Here is an 18,401-nt window from a genome sequence, read left to right on the forward strand (position 1 = left end):
AAGCCCTCCTCAGTCCAGTTTATCCGGGTCGGCAATATATCCCGCCACGGCGCTCGCCGCGGCAACGGCCGGGCTGGCAAGATATACCTCCGATTCCACATGTCCCATGCGGCCCACAAAATTGCGGTTCGTCGTGGAAACCGCGCGCTCCCCTTTGCCCAATATCCCCATATGCCCGCCGAGGCAGGGACCGCAGGTCGGCGTGCTGAACACGGCGCCGGCCTCCACAAAAATTTCCGCCAGTCCTTCGCGCAGGGCCTGCAGGTAAATGGCCTGTGTTCCCGGCAGGACAATGCACCGCACGTGCCTGGCCACCTTCCTGCCTTTCAGGATGGAGGCCGCGATGCGCAGGTCCTCGATCCGCCCGTTGGTGCAGGAGCCGATCACGCTCTGGTCGATCCTGATTTCCCCCACGTCGTCGATGACTCTGGTGTTTTCCGGCAGATGCGGGAACGCAACCGTCGGCCTGAGCTGCGACAGGTCGATTTCATAGGTCTCGTCGTAAACGGCGTCTTCGTCCGCCGCGTAGACCACCGGTTCCCGCTGGAAGCGGTCCTTTTCGTAGGCAAGCGTCACTTCGTCCACCGGGAAGATGCCGTTCTTGGCCCCGGCCTCGATCGCCATGTTCGCAATGCTGAGACGGTCGTCCATCGAAAGCGCCTTCACCCCTTCGCCGGTGAATTCCAGCGAGCGGTACAGCGCGCCGTCCACCCCGATCATTCCGATCAGGTGCAGAATCACGTCCTTACCGCTGACCCATTTGGCGGGTTTGTTTTTCAGCACAATCCGGATGGCGGAAGGAACCTTGAACCATGTCTTTCCGGAAATCATGCCCGCCGCCATGTCGGTGGAACCGACGCCTGTGGAAAACGCGCCGAGCGCGCCGTAGGTGCAGGTGTGGGAGTCCGCACCGATCACGCAGTCGCCCGGGCCGACCAGCCCCTTTTCCGGCAGCAGCGCGTGTTCAATACCCATCTGCCCCACGTCGAAAAAATTGGTAATGCTGTATTTTTCCGCAAAGCCGCGCACTTGACGGCACTGCTCCGCCGCCTTGATGTCCTTGTTCGGCGTAAAATGGTCCAGCACCAACGCGATTTTATCCTGATCAAAAACCGACGAAGCCCCGCATTTTTCAAACTCGTTGATGGCCACCGGCGAGGTGATGTCGTTGCCGAGCACCAGGTCCAGCCTCGCCTCGATCAGCTGCCCGGCCTCCACATGCTCCAGCCCGGCGTGCGCAGCCAGAATCTTCTGCGTCATCGTCATTCCCATCGTGATATCCTCCTATCATCCGTCCGCCTTCCACCGTTCCCGCATCGGACGGCGGCCAGCGGCCGTGTCATTAATCGTATTATGGCAGGAAACTTGAAAAAAGAATGTAACATGTGATACAATTATAGAAATATTATCGGCTCTCCCCCCGTCCGGGACAGGGAGAACCACCGATTCGATTTGCAGCAGAGAATCGACGCAAAAGGAGAAACCGGAGGGATGAAAATGGAGCTTTTTCCGCAAAAAAATATAGGGAGCGTGCTGGAAAAATCCCACACGCCCCGTAGCTACGGGAAAGACCGTATGATTTACTGGCAGGAAGCCCCCGCCGGTGAATTTTATTATTTAAAGCACGGAAAGGTAAAAATTTTCCTCAGCTCGGAAAACGGCATGGAAAAAACCCTCACCGTTCTGGAGCCGGGAAGCATCTTCGGCGAAGCGGCCTTTTTCGACGGAATGCCACGAGTTTCCAGCGCCAAAACGCTGGTAAAATCCGAGATCATCACGGTCACCCGGCAAAGCCTGATGGACTGTATCCGCCGGGAGCCGCAGCTCGCCATGTACCTGCTGACCTACCTGTCGCAGACCATCCGCATGCTTTCCGCCCAGGTCAATTCCATGACCTTTCTGCAGGCCGACCAGCGGCTTGCGCGGCTGCTGCTCAGCCTGGAAAAAAGCGGAACCGTTTCCGCCACCCACGACGATCTCGCCGGGCTCGCGGGCGTGTCGCGCGTGACCGTCAGCCGCATCCTGACCCGGTTCGCCCAAAGGGGCTGGACCGCCGCCCGCTACCGGGAGGTGCAGATTCTGGATGAAGCGGGGCTGAAAGGCTTTATTGAAGAATGACCGCCGCGTAAACGGGGAAAATACGACATGCCCTATGCCTGCTTCCTGCAACCGGACACCTTTCAGGGGACCTCGCAAATTTCTTATTTCCGGACAAAAAATCGGCAATCTGTTGTCAAATATTTGGAAGCAAACGCTTTTTTTGTCAAATAGTCATTGACAATTATGAATTTTTTATTATAATAAGGTCACAGGGTAGTAATTGTTGTTTCATGAAACAAGCTAAACCTATCATCCGTTCAGGACGGATGATAGGTTTTTTTGTTTTTACAAAGAGGGGGTGAAAACGTGGAAATTGTGAAAATTCTGAACAACAATTTCGCAATTGTAAAAGAAGAGGACGGCATCGAAAAAATTATTATGGGCAGAGGCGTCTGCTTCGGCAAAAAAGTCGGTGCGACCGTCGAAACCGGCAAAGTCGAAAAAATATTTTACCTGCAGGACAAAACGCAGGCAGCAAGGCTTGAGGAGCTGATTATGAAGCTACCGCTGGATCAGCTGAAGCTGGCAGAACGCATTGTCAACGAGGCGCGGCTTCAGCTTGGGAAAAAGATCAGTGACGCAATTTATATCTCCCTGGCGGATCACATCAGCTTTTCCATTAAGCGGTTCAAAGAGGGCGTGAATATCCGGAATTCCCTGCTCTGGGATATTCAGAGATTTTATCCGGAGGAATATCGGTTCGGCCTGACGGCTCTGAATCTGATCGAGGAACAGTACGGCATCCGGCTGCCCGACGACGAGGCGGGCTTCATTGCCCTGCACATTGTCAATGCGGACCAGAAGGACGCGGACGACGATATGTACCGCGTCACACAGATCATGAAGGACCTGACAAACATTGTGAAGTATACCTATGCGCGGGACTTCGATGTCACTTCCCTTTCCTACCACCGCTTTATTACCCACCTGCGGTTTTTTGTCCAAAGGACTCTGGCGAACAAAACCTACAGCGATGAATCCATGGACAACGAGTTGTTTGCAATGGTCAAGGAGAAGTATTCCATGGCCTACGGATGCGTCCTCAAAATCGAGGATTATCTGGAAACGGAATGCGGGCTGTCGGTCACGGACGAGGAAAAAATATATTTATCCATTCACATTGAGCGCTCTATGAGCAGCACATAAATCAACCATAAAAAGGAGAGAGCAAAATGGCAAAATACAGCGATCTGGTATCGTTCATTGTCGAAAATGTCGGCGGAAAAGACAATATTCTTTCTGTAAGCCACTGTATGACGAGATTAAGGTTCCATCTGAAGGATTACTCGCTGATCAATGAAGCGAACATCGCTTCCAACAGCAAAATCGCCACCGCGCAGAAAGCCGGCGGAGAATATCAGGTGGTGGTCGGAACAATGGTGGGGGAGATCCACGCAGAACTGTCCTCTTTTCTGGGACTGAAAAGCGACGATTCCCAAACGGCGGAAAAGAGCGATTCCCTTCTGAACAGAATTATTCAGGTTATTACAAAATCGATCACCCCTGTTCTGGGGGTTCTGATGGCCTCCGGCCTGATTCAGGGCGTGCTGGCCCTGCTGGTGGCCTGCGGTGTCTTACAAACCACCGACGGCGCGTACATCATTCTGAACGTGATGGGAAACGCCCTGTTTAACTTCTTCCCCATTTTCCTGGGCTATACCGCCGCGAAGGCATTCAAGATGGACGGATTTGTCGGTATGGCGATCGGCGCCTGTCTGGTCTTTCCGACCATATTGGCAAACCTGACGTCAGGCGACCCGTTGTTTACTCTGTTTGCCGGAACCATTTTCAGTACGCCCGTTTATAAAACGTTTTTCGGGATCCCGGTTATATTTCCGACGACGGGTTATACCTCCACGGTCGTGCCCATCATCATTTCCATGTATTTCACCTCTAAATTTGAAAAATTCCTGAAAAATCACATTCCCGACATCGTCGCCTTTACGATCGTCCCCTTTCTGACAATAGCGGTCTGCGTCCCCCTGACGATCCTTGCCGTCGGACCCATCGCCAACTTTCTCTCCCTGCTGATAACGGCCGTCATTACTTACCTGAACAACCTGTCCCCCGTTATCACCTCGATTGTCGTGGGCATTGTCTATCAGCCGCTGGTCATTCTGGGGCTGCACTGGCCCCTGATTACGATCGGCATCACCAATATGGGGGCAGTGGGCTCCGACTACATTATCCCGATGATCTTCACCGCTTCCTTTACGCAGACGGCGGTCGTTCTGGCGGTGTACTGCAAAACCAGAGACAAAAAGATCAAAAACATCTGCGTTCCCGCCATGATTTCAGGCTGCTTCTGCATTATTGAACCTGCGATTTACGGAATCACCCTGCCGGTCAAAAAGCGTTTTGCCTTCAGCATTGCCGGTGCGACCGTAGGCGCCGTGATTATTTCCCTGTTCGGCGCGAAGATGTACGCGGTAAGCGTCGGCGTGCTGGGCACCGTTGCGTTTATTAATCCGAACGGCGATATGGGCGGATTCTATATTGCCATTATCGCCACCCTCATTTCCATGGTTGTTTCCTTCCTGCTGACCTTCTTCACCTTTAACGAGCAAAACCCCGGCGCGGTTTCGGCGTCCGGCGGCGACGGAACGGCCAATCTTCTGATTCATTCCCCTCTGAAAGGGAAAACCGTCAAGCTGGAGAACGTGCAGGATGCGTCCTTTTCAAAAGGCGTTCTGGGAAAAGGAATCGCGATTTCGCCGTCGGAGGGAAAACTGGTCGCCCCGTGCGACGGAATCGTTTCCAACCTGTTTTCAACGGGCCACGCGCTCGGCATTACCAGCGACGACGGATGCGAGATTTTAATTCACGTGGGAATCGACACCGTCCGGCTGAACGGCAAATATTTTACGATCCGTACAAAGCAGGGCAGCAGGGTTAAAAAGGGCGACGTATTGGTGGAATTTGATATTGACGCCATCACGAAGGAAGGCTACAGCCTGATTACCCCCGTGCTCGTCACAAACAGCGACGACTATTTCGATATTGTAGAAACCACCAGTGAAAGCGTCGATTATCTGGAGCAGCTGATCCGGGTGCTGCCCAATAAAAAGGAAAACGCCGGAAAATTGGCGGAGGCTTAAATGAAAACTGAAAAAAACACGGCGCTCTATTCCAGAATCAGGGGCGTTCTGATCGGCGGGGCCTACGGGGATGCCATGGGAATGCCCACGGAGTTCTGGACGCAGGAGCACATCCTTTCCCGATTCCCTCAGGGGGTCGGCGGTCTTCTTCCTTCCCAGCCGGATGACTTTTTCGGCAGGAGCATGTCTGCCGGAGAAATTACAGACGATACCATCAATACCGTCATGATTGCGGACATGCTCGCGGAAAATCACGGCACGATCAATACGGAAAGCTATCTTAAAAGGCTCATCGCGTGGAAAAACGAATCGGAGGTGGCCGCCCTCGTATGCGGCCCCAGCACCTTAAAGGCTCTGGAGGCGATCGAGCGGGGCGTATCCGTGGAGGTAACCGGAAAGCTCGGCACCACAAACGGCGCCGCAATGAAAATAAGCCCTGTGGGAATTCTTTCGGACTACCGCCGACCCGACGCCCTGATCGGCAGCGTAAGCGCGATCTGCAAGCCCTCCCACAACACCTCCATCGCCATTCAGGGCGCCAGCGTTGTCGCGGCAATGGTCAGCTATGCCGTTTCAGGAGGAAACGACATTCCTGCAATGTGGGAGCTGGCGGAGGAGATTTCCGTACGGGCAAAACCGAGCGGGTTCCAGATCCCGTCGGCTTCTCTCACGGAAAGAATGAAGCTGGCAAAACAGCTGATTCAAAACCGCACCGCGGCGGAGGCGATGAAAAGACTCTATGACGTCGTCGGCACCGGGGTGGAAACCATCGAGACCATTCCGTCCGTTCTCGCCGTGATAGAGCTGTCCGAAGGGGACCCCCTGGCCTCCGCGAAAATCAGCGCGTCGCTCGGCGGGGATACGGATACCATCGGGGCCATCTCCACGGCGATCTGCGGAGGAATGAACCCGGACTTTCCCGATTCCCTGGTCCGTGAGCTGGAGAACGTGAATCACCTTGACTTTGACCGGCTCAGCAGCCGGCTGCATCCCTTTTCTCCCTACGCATAAAGAGTACAAAAAAACAGGCGGCCCCGATAACAATCCTCCAATAAGGATGTTTACGAAAATCATAATTGTTCAGCTCGCAGCCGAACAATTACCGATGAATTGTAAATAATCTTTATTGGAGGATTTGTTTTATAGCTTTGAATACACAGAGATTGATGGATTATTGTATCCAAATATTGAAATTGACTGAAAAGCCAAGCTTGACAACTTGGGGAATACCTTGGAACGTACTCGTTTATGCGGATTGACGCAAGAAATTGCAGATGAATTGTACTGCATATTTTTTTATTAAAATAGATAATCCTTCTCTTTGTTTAAGTGTAAACCATAAAATCTTTTTTAGAAAATTTATAGTAATTTATTTCTTGTATTGACAAAATCATAATTAGGTATACAATAAGATCGGCAAAGCTTACAGTGTAAGTTTTGCCGATCTTATTAAAATGAGGTGATGTATATTGAGGCCTAACCATACTGCCCTGAATCGCGAAATTATTTTAAAAACAGCACTTACTATTTTAGATGAGTCTGGTATTGAAGCCCTTAGCATGCGAACCCTTGCGAAACATTTAAACGTGAAAGCGATGTCTTTGTATAATCATATAAAAAACAAAGAAGACCTATTGAACGGTGTTGTAGAAATAATTTTGCAGGAAGTCTTAATCCCAGAACCTACATCAGATTGGAAAAAAGATTTGAGACGTATTGCATGTTCTTTTCATGCCACTTTGCTTCGCCACCCTAACGTCATTCCGATCATATCTACACATTCACCTGTTACAGCAAAAGGATTAGAACAAGCGGAAAAAATTCTTTCTATTTTAAATGGGATAAATAAGGCAGGATTATGTGCTTTTTCGCTTATGCATATTATAGTTGCCTATATCATTGGACATGCAGGAATGAGCCTAACTAGCCAGCAAGAAAATAAAAAATCGAATGAAAAACAATTTTATCAAGACGAGGAAAATTTGAAAACACTTCCTAATCTTTTGAATGCATTCCAAAACCTTTCACAAAGAAATATTGACGAAGAGTTTATGTATGGGCTTAATTTAATACTTGATAGTTTATAAAAGTATAAATATAACAGAGAAGGGAGCAAAATAGTTTTGAGAATATTAATAATAGGAACAGGTGTAATTGGGTGTATATATGGATGGCAGTTGTATGAATCCGGAAATGTGATTACACATTTTGTTCGGAAAGGGCAAAAAGAACATATTGATAAAGAAGGATTTTTAATTCGCTGCCTTGATGCCAGAAAAGCTGACAAAACTGTCGTAGAAACATTATACCAGCCTGAAGTGACCGAACAAATAAATGATATATATGATTTGATTATTGTCCCAGTCAAGGCAAATCAACTTGAATCCATTTTACCAATAATAGCTCAGACGGAAAAACATATAGATGTTCTTTTTCTACAAAACTTATGGGTAAAGCACATAGGGCTTATTGAAAGCTACCTTCCTGATTCTAGAATTATATATGGGCAGGCTCATATTATGGGTGGTGGAAAAAAAGGAAATATTATTACATGTACTATTTTCGGCAATAAAGCTGCACCGACTATGATAGGAAAAAAAGACGGAAGTAAAACAGAGCAGGTAATAAGAATCGAAAAACTGATACAACAAGCTAATTTAAATCCTAAAGTAAGCAAGGATATTCTTGCATGGCTTTATACCCATTATGCTGAGGCAAATGGACTGGTCGCAGGTGTCATGGAAGCGGGTACTAGTGTAAACTACGTTTCGGATATTCAATATATCAGACACTCAGTAAAAGTAATTCGCGAAGGTTTTAAAGTATGCGCCACATTAAAAATACATGCGTGGAAAATATACCCTCAAGCACTATATTATTTACCAATGTGGATTCTGCTTCCAGCATTATTAAAAATGTATAGCACAGAAGAAACACAGTTAATGATTCAAGGTCATATTTCTCATTCACTGGATGAAATGAAACAAATGTTTTATGATGTTCTTAATACGGGCGAATCATTTCATCTGTCTATGGCATGCTACAAGCAAATGCAAAAATTTATGTTTTTATGATGGTACTCATGCTTTGCAATTTCACAGGCCTATGCACTATAAAACCATATTTTTAAAAAGAAACAGCCGGTTCCAAGGGGATAATATGTTCATTTGCAGAATAGCATTTTGACCAAATAGCTCTGTGTAATTTTTCGCACTGAGCTATTTTTGCGTCCATTTGCGGGTAAGAATGGAAAACTGCCTATATAGGGTATTTTGCACTCTTACTCTCTTCTCTTTTTGGGAAGAGCCTCAGACAACGGAGACGGATTCACGCCCAAAGGGTGTGGCAAGCGTCCTATCTGTCGGACATTCGTCCTCGCCCCTTGCGGTGCACAGATAGTTTTCCTGCTCCACAGAGGCAAAAAAGTGCGAATGGCACTGGAAAACTTGTCTGAGATACAGTTTAAAGCATTGTCTGGAAACTACGAAACGGAACGACGAGAGCTTACCCAGCGTTTTGGCAAGCTGGAACAGGCAATCAGTTCGGGGAAAGGCACCATGCTGAATGCCGACCGTTTTCTGGCTATTATGGACAGGTACACCGATATTCAGAAGCGGACACCCGAAATCGTGTGGGAGTTTGTCGAGAAGATAGTGGTGAATCAGCGTTTCGAGCCATGGAGGAAGAAAAACGATACCTAGCAGGTTGATGTCTATTTCAACTTTGTAGGCAAAGTGTAGGCAAGAGAAAAACCGTAGGACTTGATATCCTACGGCAAATCTTAAAAACTGAAAACATCCTTATTGACACGGGGCTATAAGGGCTGCCTGTTTTTTTGTAAAGATTCTGATTAGTCTTTCGGCTTCATGGTGGGGAACAGAAGCACGTCGCGGATGGACGCGCTGTCGGTCAGGAGCATGACCAGCCGGTCGATACCCATGCCCATGCCGCCGGTCGGCGGCATGCCGTACTCCAGAGCGGTCAGGAAATCCTCGTCGATCATATTGGCTTCTTCGTCGCCCGCGGCGCGCAGCTCCATCTGGTGCATAAAACGTCCGCGCTGGTCGATCGGGTCGTTCAGCTCGGAGTAGGCGTTCGCCAGCTCGCGGCGGGTAATGAACAGCTCAAACCGCTCCACCAGTTCCGGGCAGTCCTGCTTGCGCTTGGTCAGCGGAGAGACCTCCACCGGATAATCGTAGATAAAGGTCGGCTGCAGGAGATGCTCTTCCACCTTTTCCTCAAACGCCAGCGACATGATATCGCCCCATTTGTCGGTGCTCTTGGTTACAAGCCCCAGCTCCTTTGCGACTGCTTTCGCCTTTTCGGTGTCGCCCTTGAAGGAGAGGAAGTCAATTCCCGCGTATTCCTTGATCGCGTCGTTCATGGACAGGCGCTTGAACGGCAGGGCCAGACTGACGTCCTCGCCCTGATAGGTGATCTGATCGGACCCGCACGCCTTCACGGCGCACTCGTGGATCATATTCTCGGTAATTTCCATCATCCCGCGGTAATCCGTGTACGCTTCGTAAAGCTCGATGGTGGTGAATTCCGGGTTGTGTTTGACATCCATTCCCTCGTTGCGGAAAATGCGGCCGATTTCGTAGACGCGCTCCATCCCGCCGACGATCAGCCTTTTCAGGTGCAGCTCCGTCGCGATCCTTAAGTACATATCGATGTCAAGCGTATTGTGATGCGTAATAAACGGCCGTGCGGTAGCGCCGCCCGCAATATTGCTGAGCACGGGCGTTTCCACCTCGATATAGGATTTCTCATCCAGAAAGTTACGGATGGTCCTTATGACTTCACTGCGCTTGATAAAGGTATCCTTTACCTCCGGGTTGACGATCAGGTCAAGGTAGCGCTGGCGGTAGCGCAGGTCGGTGTCCTTCAGCCCGTGGAATTTTTCCGGCATGGGCAGCAGCGATTTGGAGAGCAGCTTTATTTCTTTGGCGTGAACGGAAATTTCTCCCCTGCGGGTTTTGAAAACATATCCCTTTACGCTGACAATGTCGCCCAGATCCCAGTAGCTTTTCAGGTCGTTATAGCTTTCCTCGCCCACCTGGTCGATTTTCAGGTAAACCTGTATCCTGCCAGTACGGTCGTGGATATCCAGAAAACTCGCCTTGCCCATGTCGCGCCAGCTCATAACGCGGCCGGCGATGCATACGTCGCTGTTTTCCAGCTTTTCAAAGGACTGGCGGATTTCCTGCGCGGTCGTATCCCGCGGGCAGACCGTAATGGCAAACGGGTCCCTGCCGGCCTGCTGAAGCGCCGTCAGCTTATCCCTGCGTATCTGCAGCAGTTCGCTGACATCCTGCTCCGGCTGGCAGGTTTCCTTCGTCTCATTGATTGTTTCGCTCATTTGTAACTCTCCTAAATCATAAATTCACTCCCGCTGAAAAACGTTATTTGGAGATGGTGAGAACCTCGTATTCCATCGTTCCGGCGGGAACCTCAACTTCAATTTTATCGCCGATGCCGTGGCTCAAAAGGGATTTTCCGACCAGCGATTCGTCGGAAATGCTTCCGTTCACCGGGTCGGCTTCGTTGGAGCCGACAATTTTATAGTTGGCGACGCTGCTGTTTCCGGTCGAGGGGTTTGTCACCCTTACCTCTACCTTGGAGCCGATATGGATATTCTCATTGCTGAGCTCGTCTTCGTCGATTACCTTGACGTTTTTCAGCATGACCTCAATATCCGCAATACGGGCTTCCACGATCGCCTGATCGTTTTTCGCCTCGTCATATTCGCTGTTTTCAGACAAGTCGCCGAAGGAAAGAGCGATCTTGATTTTCTCCGCCACTTCCTTGCGTTTGACGCTTTTCAGCTCTTCCAGCTCGTTTTCAAGCTTTTCAAGACCTTCTTTTGTCAAAATTACCTGTTTAACCATATATAATAACCACCTTTTCAATGCAATTTCTTGCACTTTTTCTACAGCGTTTTCCCTTACAATGGCAGAATAATTCCGTGTTCCTCCTCCGCTTTCGGCGGGGGAGGAACACCCTTCCACCTGTCACTGTAAACAGGATTGCTATATTTTTCTATAATAAATACATTATAGTGATGCCGTACCGTTCTGTCAATAAAATCCGCCCCGGCGGGCGGATTTTCCAGAAAAAACAGGGATATGCAAACGCATATCCCCAAGACCGGTTCAGTCCGTCGCGGCTCCGCTTTCCGCCGGTACCTCCGCAGCGGCGCCGGGGGCCTGGGAAACATTCGCTCCCTGCCGGATCAGCGCGGAAACCGCGGCCTGCAGCTGCGCGTCCTGATCGCCCGCCAGCTGATTCTTCGCCAGCAGCTCGCGCTGGGCGTCGGTAAGCTCTTTGCTGACATCCGCGTCAATCCCCTTGCCGTTAAAGACATTGCCGTTCAGAGTCAGGTAATTTGCCACGGAAAGGATAATGGCCGACCCGTCGGAAAGCGGCATCACTTCATCCTTTGTGCCGAAGCCCGCCGTCTTTTCCCCGACCAGCAGTCCCTTTTTATAGTCCTTGATATCGGACGCGAAAATTTCCGCCGCGCCAAAGGTGTTCCGGTCGACAATCACCGAAATGGGCAGGCTGACCTCGTTTGCGTTGGAGGTGTACTCCACGGTAACCTTTCCGGCCTTGTTCCTGTAGCTGACCGTATTGCCCGCGGGCAAGAGCGTGTCCAGCATGGCGGCCATCCCGCCGACGCTTCCGCCGGAATTGCTTCTGAGGTCGACGACAATGCCCGCCGCGCCTTCCTTGATGCGCTGGGCGAGCAGCGTATTGAACTGCTCCGCGTTGTTATCGGTAAATTCGCTGATTTTCAGATAGGCCACGTTGCCGTTGATCATGGAGGAGGTGATCGTCCGCTCGGTGTACTCCGCACGGGTCACGGTAATGCTGAGCTTTTCCGTTTTCGTTTCCGTCCCGCTGGAAGCTCCGGCGTCCTCCGTCCTGCGCAGGATGCCGAACTTTACCTTGGAACCGGAAACGCCGTCCAGCTTGTTGAGCGCATCGCCGTAGGTGATGCGTACGATTTCCTTATCATCCATGCTGACAATGGTGTCGCCCTTTTTGATTCCGCTTTTTTCGGCGGGGGAATTCGGCATTACTTCAATGACTTCCATGTTGCCGTCGTTGTCGCGGGCCGTCTTGATGCCCACGCCGATATTCTTTCCACTGTTTCCGCTGACATACGCCTTATATTTCTCCGCCGACAAATATTTTGCCTGTGAATCCCCCAACCCGGCCACGTATCCGGCGCAGATGCCGTCGTTCAAAGCGGTTTCGTCCACCGCGCCGATATAGTCCTGCCTTGCCTTCTGGTCGATCTCGCTCAGCTTGGTATACATCGCCTGGCGAGCGTTGACATCCGCGACCTTGGTGTTGAAGTTTTTCATCGCGTAAACGTAGGTGAGGGAAACCGTAATGGAGGCCGTAACGGCAACAAGGGCAACCGCCGCGCCCCAGGTCAGCTTTCTGCTCATATCGAATCAATCATTCCTTATTCTGGATTTTCCTTCCGCCTATTTGCTGAACCAGTTCAGCGGATTCTTTGCCACACCGTTCACACGGATTTCAAAATGAAGATGCGCCCCCTGCGAATCTCCGGTGTTGCCGACATAGGCGATTACCTGTCCCTTTTTCACCGTCTGTCCTTTGCTGACCGCCACGCTGCTGCAATGGCCGTACAGGGTGGAGTACCCTCCGCCGTGGTCGATCGCCACCACGTTGCCGTACCCGCCGTAGCCGGTTCCGTAATTGCCCCAGCCCGCCATCATCACCTTGCCCGAATCGGCCGCGACAATCGGCTTGCCGTAAACGCCCGCGGAGGAAATGTCGATTCCCTTGTGCAGGCTGCCCCACCGGTAGCCGTAGCCGCTGGTAATATTGGTAACGCCCGGCAGAGGCCAGCCAAAGTTGCCCTTGCTCACGTAGCCGCCGCTGCCGCCGGTTCCTTTCTGGGAAGCGTAATAATCCTTATACCACTGGTCGATTGCGGCATCCGCTTTCTTGCGCTGCTCGGCCAGCTTCGCGTTCTCCTGATTGGCGCTCGATTCGTTCTGGGAAATCTCCGCAATGACCGCCTTTGTTTCATTGACCAGCGAAGTGAGCTCGCCCTGCTTTGTGTCCAGCGCCACCCTCGCTTCGGCAACGCTTTTGCGGTTGGTCTCAATCTCCGATTTCTGCGCCTTAATGCTGTCCATATCGGACTTCAGCGTATTGATCAAATTGGTGTCATGCGTGGTAATGGCCTGAATCGCCTCTGTTTTATCCGCAAGATCCACCACGCTTTTGGCGCTTAGGATAATTTCAAGGTTGGACGCCTCGCCCGTCAGATAGAGTGCGCGCAGCCTTTGTTTGAGCTGTTCGTAGTTTGCGTCGATATTTTTCTGCTTATCGGCGATCTGCGATTCCTTTTGGGAAATGTCCGAATCCAGAGTATTGATCTGCTGATTCAAAACGTCGATCTGGCTCTGCACGGTGCTTACCTGCGTGTCCAGCGCCGCTTTATACTGCTGCTTCTGGGCCTTATCTGCTTTCAGCGTTTTCAGCTTGGCGGCAACCTCCGCCTGCTTTTTCTTCAGATCGGCCTGCTCCTTTTGCAGCTGGCTCAGGCTTTTGGCGGCGGACGCCGGCATGGCGACCTGAGGAGTAAAAATCATCGCCAGCGCCAGAACGACGGCGAGCAATCCTTTGACCCATTTTTTACCAGCCAACGATCTCCCCTCCTTCCTTTTTCAGATATTTGCTGATGGAAATCACTCCGCCGACCGCGCCGAACAGCATTCCGGCCAGAATAAACGCCAAGGTAATGCTCCACGCGAGGGGCTGTATGTCAACGGGAGAAAACATCATAATGGATGTAATGGAGGTAATCATTTTATCGTAGAGCAAAAGCAGGATCAGGCTGGAAATCAGCCCCGAAAGGATTCCGATGATCATGCCCTCCACGATAAACGGGACGCGTATGAACCAGTTCGTCGCGCCGACGGACTTCATAATGCTGATCTCCACCCGCCGCGAAAACATGGTGACCCGGATGGTATTGGAAATAATGAACAGCGAAACCAGGCTGAGCAGCAGGATGATCCAGAAGCCCACCATGGTGATCATGCGGTCCAGATTCGTCAGCTTCTGCGCCACATCCGAATAATCGTTGATGCTCGCGACACCGGAAATCTTCTGGATCTGCGCCGCGGTTTCCTTATACTTGGAAAGGTCCTTGAACGAAACCTTGAAAGCGTCCGGCAGAGGGTTTTCCTTCCCGGTCATGCCCTGCAGCATGGTGCCGTCCTTATCGCCCAGAATATCCATATACTGCTGGATGGCGTCGTCCTTCGGCACGAATTCACAGGCTTCGATATTGTCGAGCTTTTTGATTTCCTCCCCGACCTTGATGGCGGAAAGCGTAGGTAGGTCCTGCGTCATATAGACCCTGACGGAATTGTTGCCCTCCAGCGTTTTCATCGCGGAATCGATATTATAGGAAAAAAGCACCGCCGCGCCCGTCAGCAGCAGGCATGAAATCAGCACGCCGACAGACGCAAAGCTCATGGTGCGGTTGTTCCAGATATTTTTGATACCCTCTTTCATCAGGTACCCCAGTCCGTTAATCCTCATGGCGCGCCTCCTTCTGCAAAGCGGTGTCCGCCACGATGCTTCCGCCGTGGATTTCCACCACTCTGCGGTGGAAGTGCTTGACGAGAGAATGTTCGTGCGTCACCATCAGGATGGTGGTGCCGCGGCGATTGATTTCGTTGAGCAAATCCACGATTTCAAAGGAAAGAGCGGGGTCAATGTTGCCCGTAGGCTCGTCCGCAATAATCAGCTTGGGGTTGTTGATCAGCGCCCGCGCAAGGCCCACTCTCTGCTGCTCCCCGCCGGAAAGCTCCGCCGGATGGCACATCGCCTTGTTCTGAAGGTCGACAAGGCTCAGGATGTACGGGACCCGCTTGTGGATTTCCCTGTTGGTCGCCCCTACGATGTGCATGGCGAACGCCACATTGTCGAACACCGTCATATTGTCGATCAGCCGGAAATCCTGAAAGACGATCCCCATCGTCCGGCGCATATACGGCACGTCCCGCTTTCTCAGCGTGGAAAGCCTTCTGCCGTTGACGGTAATTTCGCCCTCGCTGGCTTTTTCCTCACACATAATCAGCTTGAGGAAGGTGCTTTTCCCCGCGCCGGAAGAGCCGACAATAAAGACAAATTCGCCCTTGTCCACTTTCAGGTTCACATCTTTGAGCGCTTTTGTCCCATTGGAATATGTTTTGCTTACATTCTGAAATTCTATCAATGTAATCGCTCCATTAAATTCATTCATACTGATCTTTCATTGCGTAAATAAAAGGTCAGGATAAGGATTCATTTCCCACAAAATCCACCATAAAAAACCAAAAAAACCAAAACCCATTGGCATGTTTACATAATACCAATGGGCAGCTGATTTATTATTCCTTTATAGAATTAATTTGTAATAAATCTGTAATATTTTTGATTTCTTTTTTCATTTCCCTGTCAGAATTTAACTGGGTTGGAAGAAAGATACTTCTTGACCATCAGAGCGACCTTGAAAACAATGGCGTCTTCAAACTCACGCAAATCCAGACCGGTGATCTTCTTGATCTTTTCCAGCCTGTAAACCAGCGTATTCCGGTGGACAAACAGCTTGCGGGAGGTTTCGGAAACGTTCAGGTTATTTTCAAAGAAGCGCTGGATGGTGAACAGGGTCTCGTGGTCCAGCGATTCGATCGAGCCGCGCTTGAAGACTTCTTTCAGGAACATGTCGCACAGCGTCGTCGGCAGCTGGTAAATCAGGCGGGCAATCCCGAGGTTGTCATAGCTGACGATCGGCTTCTCCGTGTCGAACACCTTGCCGACCTCCAACGCGACCTGGGCTTCCTTGAAGGAGCGGGCCAGATCCTTGATTCCGGTCACCGTGGTGCCGATTCCGACCACACAGTGGGTGTAGAACTCGCTGGAAAGGGTGTCCACAATGGAACTCGCCAGTTTTTCCAGATCCTTCGGCTCAATGCCGGCACGGATTTCCTTGACCAGCGCGATATCGTTTTCGTTAATATTAATGATAAAGTCCTTGTTTTTATCCGGGAAAAGATTCTGTACCACATCGTAAGCCGAAATATCGGACTTGTTCGTAATTTTAATCAGCATACATACGCGGTTCACATCAGCGTTAAAGCGGAGCTCCCGGGCTTTCAAATAGATATCGCCGGGCAGAATATTATCCAGAATCACATTCTTGATAAAGTTGCTGCGGTCGTATTTTTCATCGTAATACTGCTTGATGCTGCTCAGTGAAACAGCCAGCAGGGAAGCGTAGCGGCCGGCCTCCGGATCGCTGCCGGAAACAAAAACGGCGTATTCCGGTCTTGGGCGGCTGCCGAACGACTTAAAAGTATAGCCGTTGACCACAAAAGTTCCCGGCGTCGCCAGAACCTCGGCGGTAATGCTGTCGTTCACTTCGCCGATACGGCCAAGCTCACTGCAAGCTATGATAACCGAGGTCTCATCGATCACACCGATCGTACGGTCGATTGCGTCGCGCATTTGGTGGATAACTCCCTGAAATAATCTATTTGACATAGCTCTCCCTCACTTTATATAACTTGTGTAATCTGCTGAAATATTATAGTATGCTACATACATTTTACATAAATTCAATGCATTTTTCAACTATGTATTGAACATAAAATAAAAAAATATCATTTTAAGGAGAAATTTGACAATAAAATCCCCTTTTTTGCCTGTTTATCGCTTCTCTGTCGGGAAAAAACCGTTTTTATTTTTCTCAATAAAAAATAAGGGCCGTGTTCACACGGCCCCAAGAATGTCGTAAAACTTATTTTACAATTTTGCGGAAGGGTTTTGCCTCTTCACAGAAGGGATGCTCCCATCAGTTCAGAATCGTCTTTTCCGTATCTTTATCGAACAGATGCATTTTCTGGAGGTTAAAGGCGATCTCAATGGTGTCTCCCGTCTTGGCGGTGGAGGTCGGCTCCACTCTGGCCGTAATGTCGCTGTTCTCGCAGCTCAGGTACAGATAGGTTTCCGCGCCCATCAGCTCGGTTACCTCCACCCCGGCCTTTACAATGCCTTCCGTCGCCTTTGCAAGAAAGTCCGGCTCGTCGTGCACGTCTTCCGGACGGATGCCGAACACAACCGTCTTGCCCACATAATCCTTCAGCACGCCGTCCTTGTCCTTTCCTTCGGGAACGGCAACGCTGTACTTGCCGAATTTCAGGAAGAAGCGGCCGTCCCTGTTTTCGACCTCCGCGTCGATAAAGTTCATCTGCGGGGAACCCATAAAGCCGGCCACAAACTCGTTTACCGGGTAATCGTACAGGTTCTGCGGCGTATCGACCTGCTGGATAAAGCCGTCCTTCATCACCACGATGCGGTCGCCCATGGTCATGGCCTCGGTCTGATCGTGCGTTACATAAATGAAGGTGGTGCCCAGCCTTTTGTGCAGCTTGGAAATTTCGGTCCTCATCTGCGCGCGCAGCTTGGCGTCCAGATTGGAAAGAGGTTCGTCCAGAAGGAAAACCTTCGGGTCGCGGACAATGGCGCGTCCGAGCGCGACACGCTGGCGCTGGCCGCCGGACAGAGCCTTCGGCTTTCTGTCGAGCAGATGGGAGATATCCAGAATCTTGGCGGCCTCTTCCACGCGGCGCTTGATTTCTTCCTTTGCCACCTTGCGGATCTTCAGGCCGAAAGCCATGTTGTCAAAAACCGTCATATGGGGATAGAGCGCGTAGTTCTGGAACACCATTGCGATGTCGCGGTCCTTCGGCGCAATATCGTTCGCAAGCGTCTCCCCGATAAACAGCTCGCCCTTGCTGATCTCCTCCAGTCCCGCGATCATCCGTAGGGTGGTGGACTTTCCGCAGCCGGACGGACCGACCAGAATAATGAATTCCTTGTCGGCGATTTCCAGATTGAAATCCGTAACCGCGGTCACGCCTCCTTCGTAAACCTTGTAAATATGCTTTAATGTAACGTTTGCCATAATTATCCTCCTGAATCTCATACTGTTCGTCTCAACGGCTCCCACAGCGTTTCCATTTCCATTGGGAAAGAAACCCAATCCGCACTTGGGGGAACAACGGCACGCTGTAAAATCAAACCGTTTCTCATTTCGTGAATTCATGATAACAGATGCGACCGGGGATTAACAGCCGTTTTTTATCCAAACTTTGCGTTTTA

16 protein-coding genes are annotated in these 18,401 nt (G+C 50.6%); 7 read left to right on the top strand and 9 right to left on the bottom strand.

What is annotated here, in order from left to right:
• Nucleotides 1–9 precede the first annotated feature (9 nt).
• The gene (leuC, locus tag ACRQU7_RS18090) at nt 10–1,272 is read right to left on the bottom strand and encodes a 3-isopropylmalate dehydratase large subunit (RefSeq protein ID WP_444642430.1); all 1,263 of its coding nucleotides are present in this window, start codon (nt 1,270–1,272) and stop codon (nt 10–12) included.
• Nucleotides 1,273–1,497: 225 nt separating this feature from the next.
• Between leuC and ACRQU7_RS18095 the strand changes: the two genes are divergently transcribed.
• The 7 genes from ACRQU7_RS18095 (at nt 1,498) to ACRQU7_RS18125 (ending at nt 8,899) form a co-directional block, all read left to right on the top strand.
• Nucleotides 1,498–2,118: a Crp/Fnr family transcriptional regulator gene (locus ACRQU7_RS18095; RefSeq protein WP_444642432.1), complete on the top strand. Its 621-nt coding sequence runs from the start codon at nt 1,498–1,500 to the stop codon at nt 2,116–2,118.
• 288 nt (nt 2,119–2,406) lie between these two features.
• The gene (licT, locus tag ACRQU7_RS18100; protein ID WP_444642434.1) at nt 2,407–3,246 is read left to right on the top strand and encodes a BglG family transcription antiterminator LicT; all 840 of its coding nucleotides are present in this window, start codon (nt 2,407–2,409) and stop codon (nt 3,244–3,246) included.
• Nucleotides 3,247–3,272: 26 nt separating this feature from the next.
• Nucleotides 3,273–5,198, top strand: a complete 1,926-nt coding sequence (locus tag ACRQU7_RS18105; protein ID WP_444642436.1) for a beta-glucoside-specific PTS transporter subunit IIABC — start codon at nt 3,273–3,275, stop codon at nt 5,196–5,198.
• Nucleotides 5,199–6,209, top strand: a complete 1,011-nt coding sequence (locus tag ACRQU7_RS18110; RefSeq protein WP_444642438.1) for an ADP-ribosylglycohydrolase family protein — start codon at nt 5,199–5,201, stop codon at nt 6,207–6,209.
• Nucleotides 6,210–6,667: 458 nt separating this feature from the next.
• Nucleotides 6,668–7,285 (top strand): TetR/AcrR family transcriptional regulator C-terminal domain-containing protein, encoded by a 618-nt coding sequence (locus ACRQU7_RS18115; RefSeq protein WP_444642440.1) that lies wholly within the window; start codon nt 6,668–6,670, stop codon nt 7,283–7,285.
• A 36-nt stretch (nt 7,286–7,321) separates the two neighbouring features.
• Nucleotides 7,322–8,272: a ketopantoate reductase family protein gene (locus ACRQU7_RS18120; protein WP_444642442.1), complete on the top strand. Its 951-nt coding sequence runs from the start codon at nt 7,322–7,324 to the stop codon at nt 8,270–8,272.
• A gap of 357 nt (nt 8,273–8,629) precedes the next feature.
• Nucleotides 8,630–8,899, top strand: a complete 270-nt coding sequence (locus ACRQU7_RS18125; RefSeq protein WP_444642444.1) for a DUF4368 domain-containing protein — start codon at nt 8,630–8,632, stop codon at nt 8,897–8,899.
• A 149-nt stretch (nt 8,900–9,048) separates the two neighbouring features.
• On the opposite strand, the gene lysS is transcribed toward ACRQU7_RS18125, so the two are convergent.
• From lysS to ACRQU7_RS18165, 8 genes are all read right to left on the bottom strand, one after another.
• Entirely contained in the window at nt 9,049–10,560 is a 1,512-nt protein-coding gene (gene lysS / locus ACRQU7_RS18130; RefSeq protein WP_444642446.1) for a lysine--tRNA ligase, read from the bottom strand.
• Between the two features lie 43 nt (nt 10,561–10,603).
• Nucleotides 10,604–11,089 carry a transcription elongation factor GreA gene (greA, locus tag ACRQU7_RS18135; protein ID WP_038326069.1) on the bottom strand — a complete coding sequence of 162 codons (486 nt, stop codon included), beginning with the start codon at nt 11,087–11,089 and terminating at the stop codon, nt 10,604–10,606.
• Nucleotides 11,090–11,353: 264 nt separating this feature from the next.
• Nucleotides 11,354–12,658 (bottom strand): S41 family peptidase, encoded by a 1,305-nt coding sequence (locus ACRQU7_RS18140; RefSeq protein ID WP_444642449.1) that lies wholly within the window; start codon nt 12,656–12,658, stop codon nt 11,354–11,356.
• 39 nt (nt 12,659–12,697) lie between these two features.
• Entirely contained in the window at nt 12,698–13,891 is a 1,194-nt protein-coding gene (locus ACRQU7_RS18145; protein ID WP_141826605.1) for a murein hydrolase activator EnvC family protein, read from the bottom strand.
• A complete protein-coding gene (ftsX, locus tag ACRQU7_RS18150) occupies nt 13,881–14,795 on the bottom strand; it encodes a permease-like cell division protein FtsX (RefSeq protein ID WP_038326072.1) in 915 nt (304 codons plus the stop codon). Before ftsX ends, ACRQU7_RS18145 begins: the two co-directional genes overlap by 11 nt.
• Complete coding sequence (gene ftsE, locus ACRQU7_RS18155; RefSeq protein WP_038326073.1) at nt 14,785–15,474, bottom strand: cell division ATP-binding protein FtsE; 690 nt, start codon at nt 15,472–15,474, stop codon at nt 14,785–14,787. Before ftsE ends, ftsX begins: the two co-directional genes overlap by 11 nt.
• 221 nt (nt 15,475–15,695) lie before the next feature.
• Nucleotides 15,696–16,781: a PucR family transcriptional regulator gene (locus ACRQU7_RS18160; protein ID WP_038326074.1), complete on the bottom strand. Its 1,086-nt coding sequence runs from the start codon at nt 16,779–16,781 to the stop codon at nt 15,696–15,698.
• 310 nt (nt 16,782–17,091) lie between these two features.
• Nucleotides 17,092–18,204 (bottom strand): ABC transporter ATP-binding protein, encoded by a 1,113-nt coding sequence (locus tag ACRQU7_RS18165; RefSeq protein WP_038326075.1) that lies wholly within the window; start codon nt 18,202–18,204, stop codon nt 17,092–17,094.
• Nucleotides 18,205–18,401 lie beyond the last annotated feature (197 nt).

The sequence above is a fragment of the Caproiciproducens puteiluti genome, from assembly GCF_052442865.1.
Lineage (GTDB): Bacteria > Bacillota > Clostridia > Oscillospirales > Acutalibacteraceae > Caproiciproducens.

Excerpts from the sequence above, each read along its gene's own strand:
- leuC (WP_444642430.1), bottom strand. The coding sequence starts at position 1,272 with ATGGGAATGACGATGACGCAGAAGATTCTGGCTGCGCACGCCGGGCTG.
- ACRQU7_RS18095 (WP_444642432.1), top strand. The coding sequence starts at position 1,498 with ATGGAGCTTTTTCCGCAAAAAAATATAGGGAGCGTGCTGGAAAAATCC.
- ACRQU7_RS18105 (WP_444642436.1), top strand. The coding sequence starts at position 3,273 with ATGGCAAAATACAGCGATCTGGTATCGTTCATTGTCGAAAATGTCGGC.
- ACRQU7_RS18110 (WP_444642438.1), top strand. The coding sequence starts at position 5,199 with ATGAAAACTGAAAAAAACACGGCGCTCTATTCCAGAATCAGGGGCGTT.
- ACRQU7_RS18125 (WP_444642444.1), top strand. The coding sequence starts at position 8,630 with ATGGCACTGGAAAACTTGTCTGAGATACAGTTTAAAGCATTGTCTGGA.
- lysS (WP_444642446.1), bottom strand. The coding sequence starts at position 10,560 with ATGAGCGAAACAATCAATGAGACGAAGGAAACCTGCCAGCCGGAGCAG.
- greA (WP_038326069.1), bottom strand. The coding sequence starts at position 11,089 with ATGGTTAAACAGGTAATTTTGACAAAAGAAGGTCTTGAAAAGCTTGAA.
- ACRQU7_RS18140 (WP_444642449.1), bottom strand. The coding sequence starts at position 12,658 with ATGAGCAGAAAGCTGACCTGGGGCGCGGCGGTTGCCCTTGTTGCCGTT.
- ftsX (WP_038326072.1), bottom strand. The coding sequence starts at position 14,795 with ATGAGGATTAACGGACTGGGGTACCTGATGAAAGAGGGTATCAAAAAT.
- ACRQU7_RS18160 (WP_038326074.1), bottom strand. The coding sequence starts at position 16,781 with ATGTCAAATAGATTATTTCAGGGAGTTATCCACCAAATGCGCGACGCA.
- ACRQU7_RS18165 (WP_038326075.1), bottom strand. The coding sequence starts at position 18,204 with ATGGCAAACGTTACATTAAAGCATATTTACAAGGTTTACGAAGGAGGC.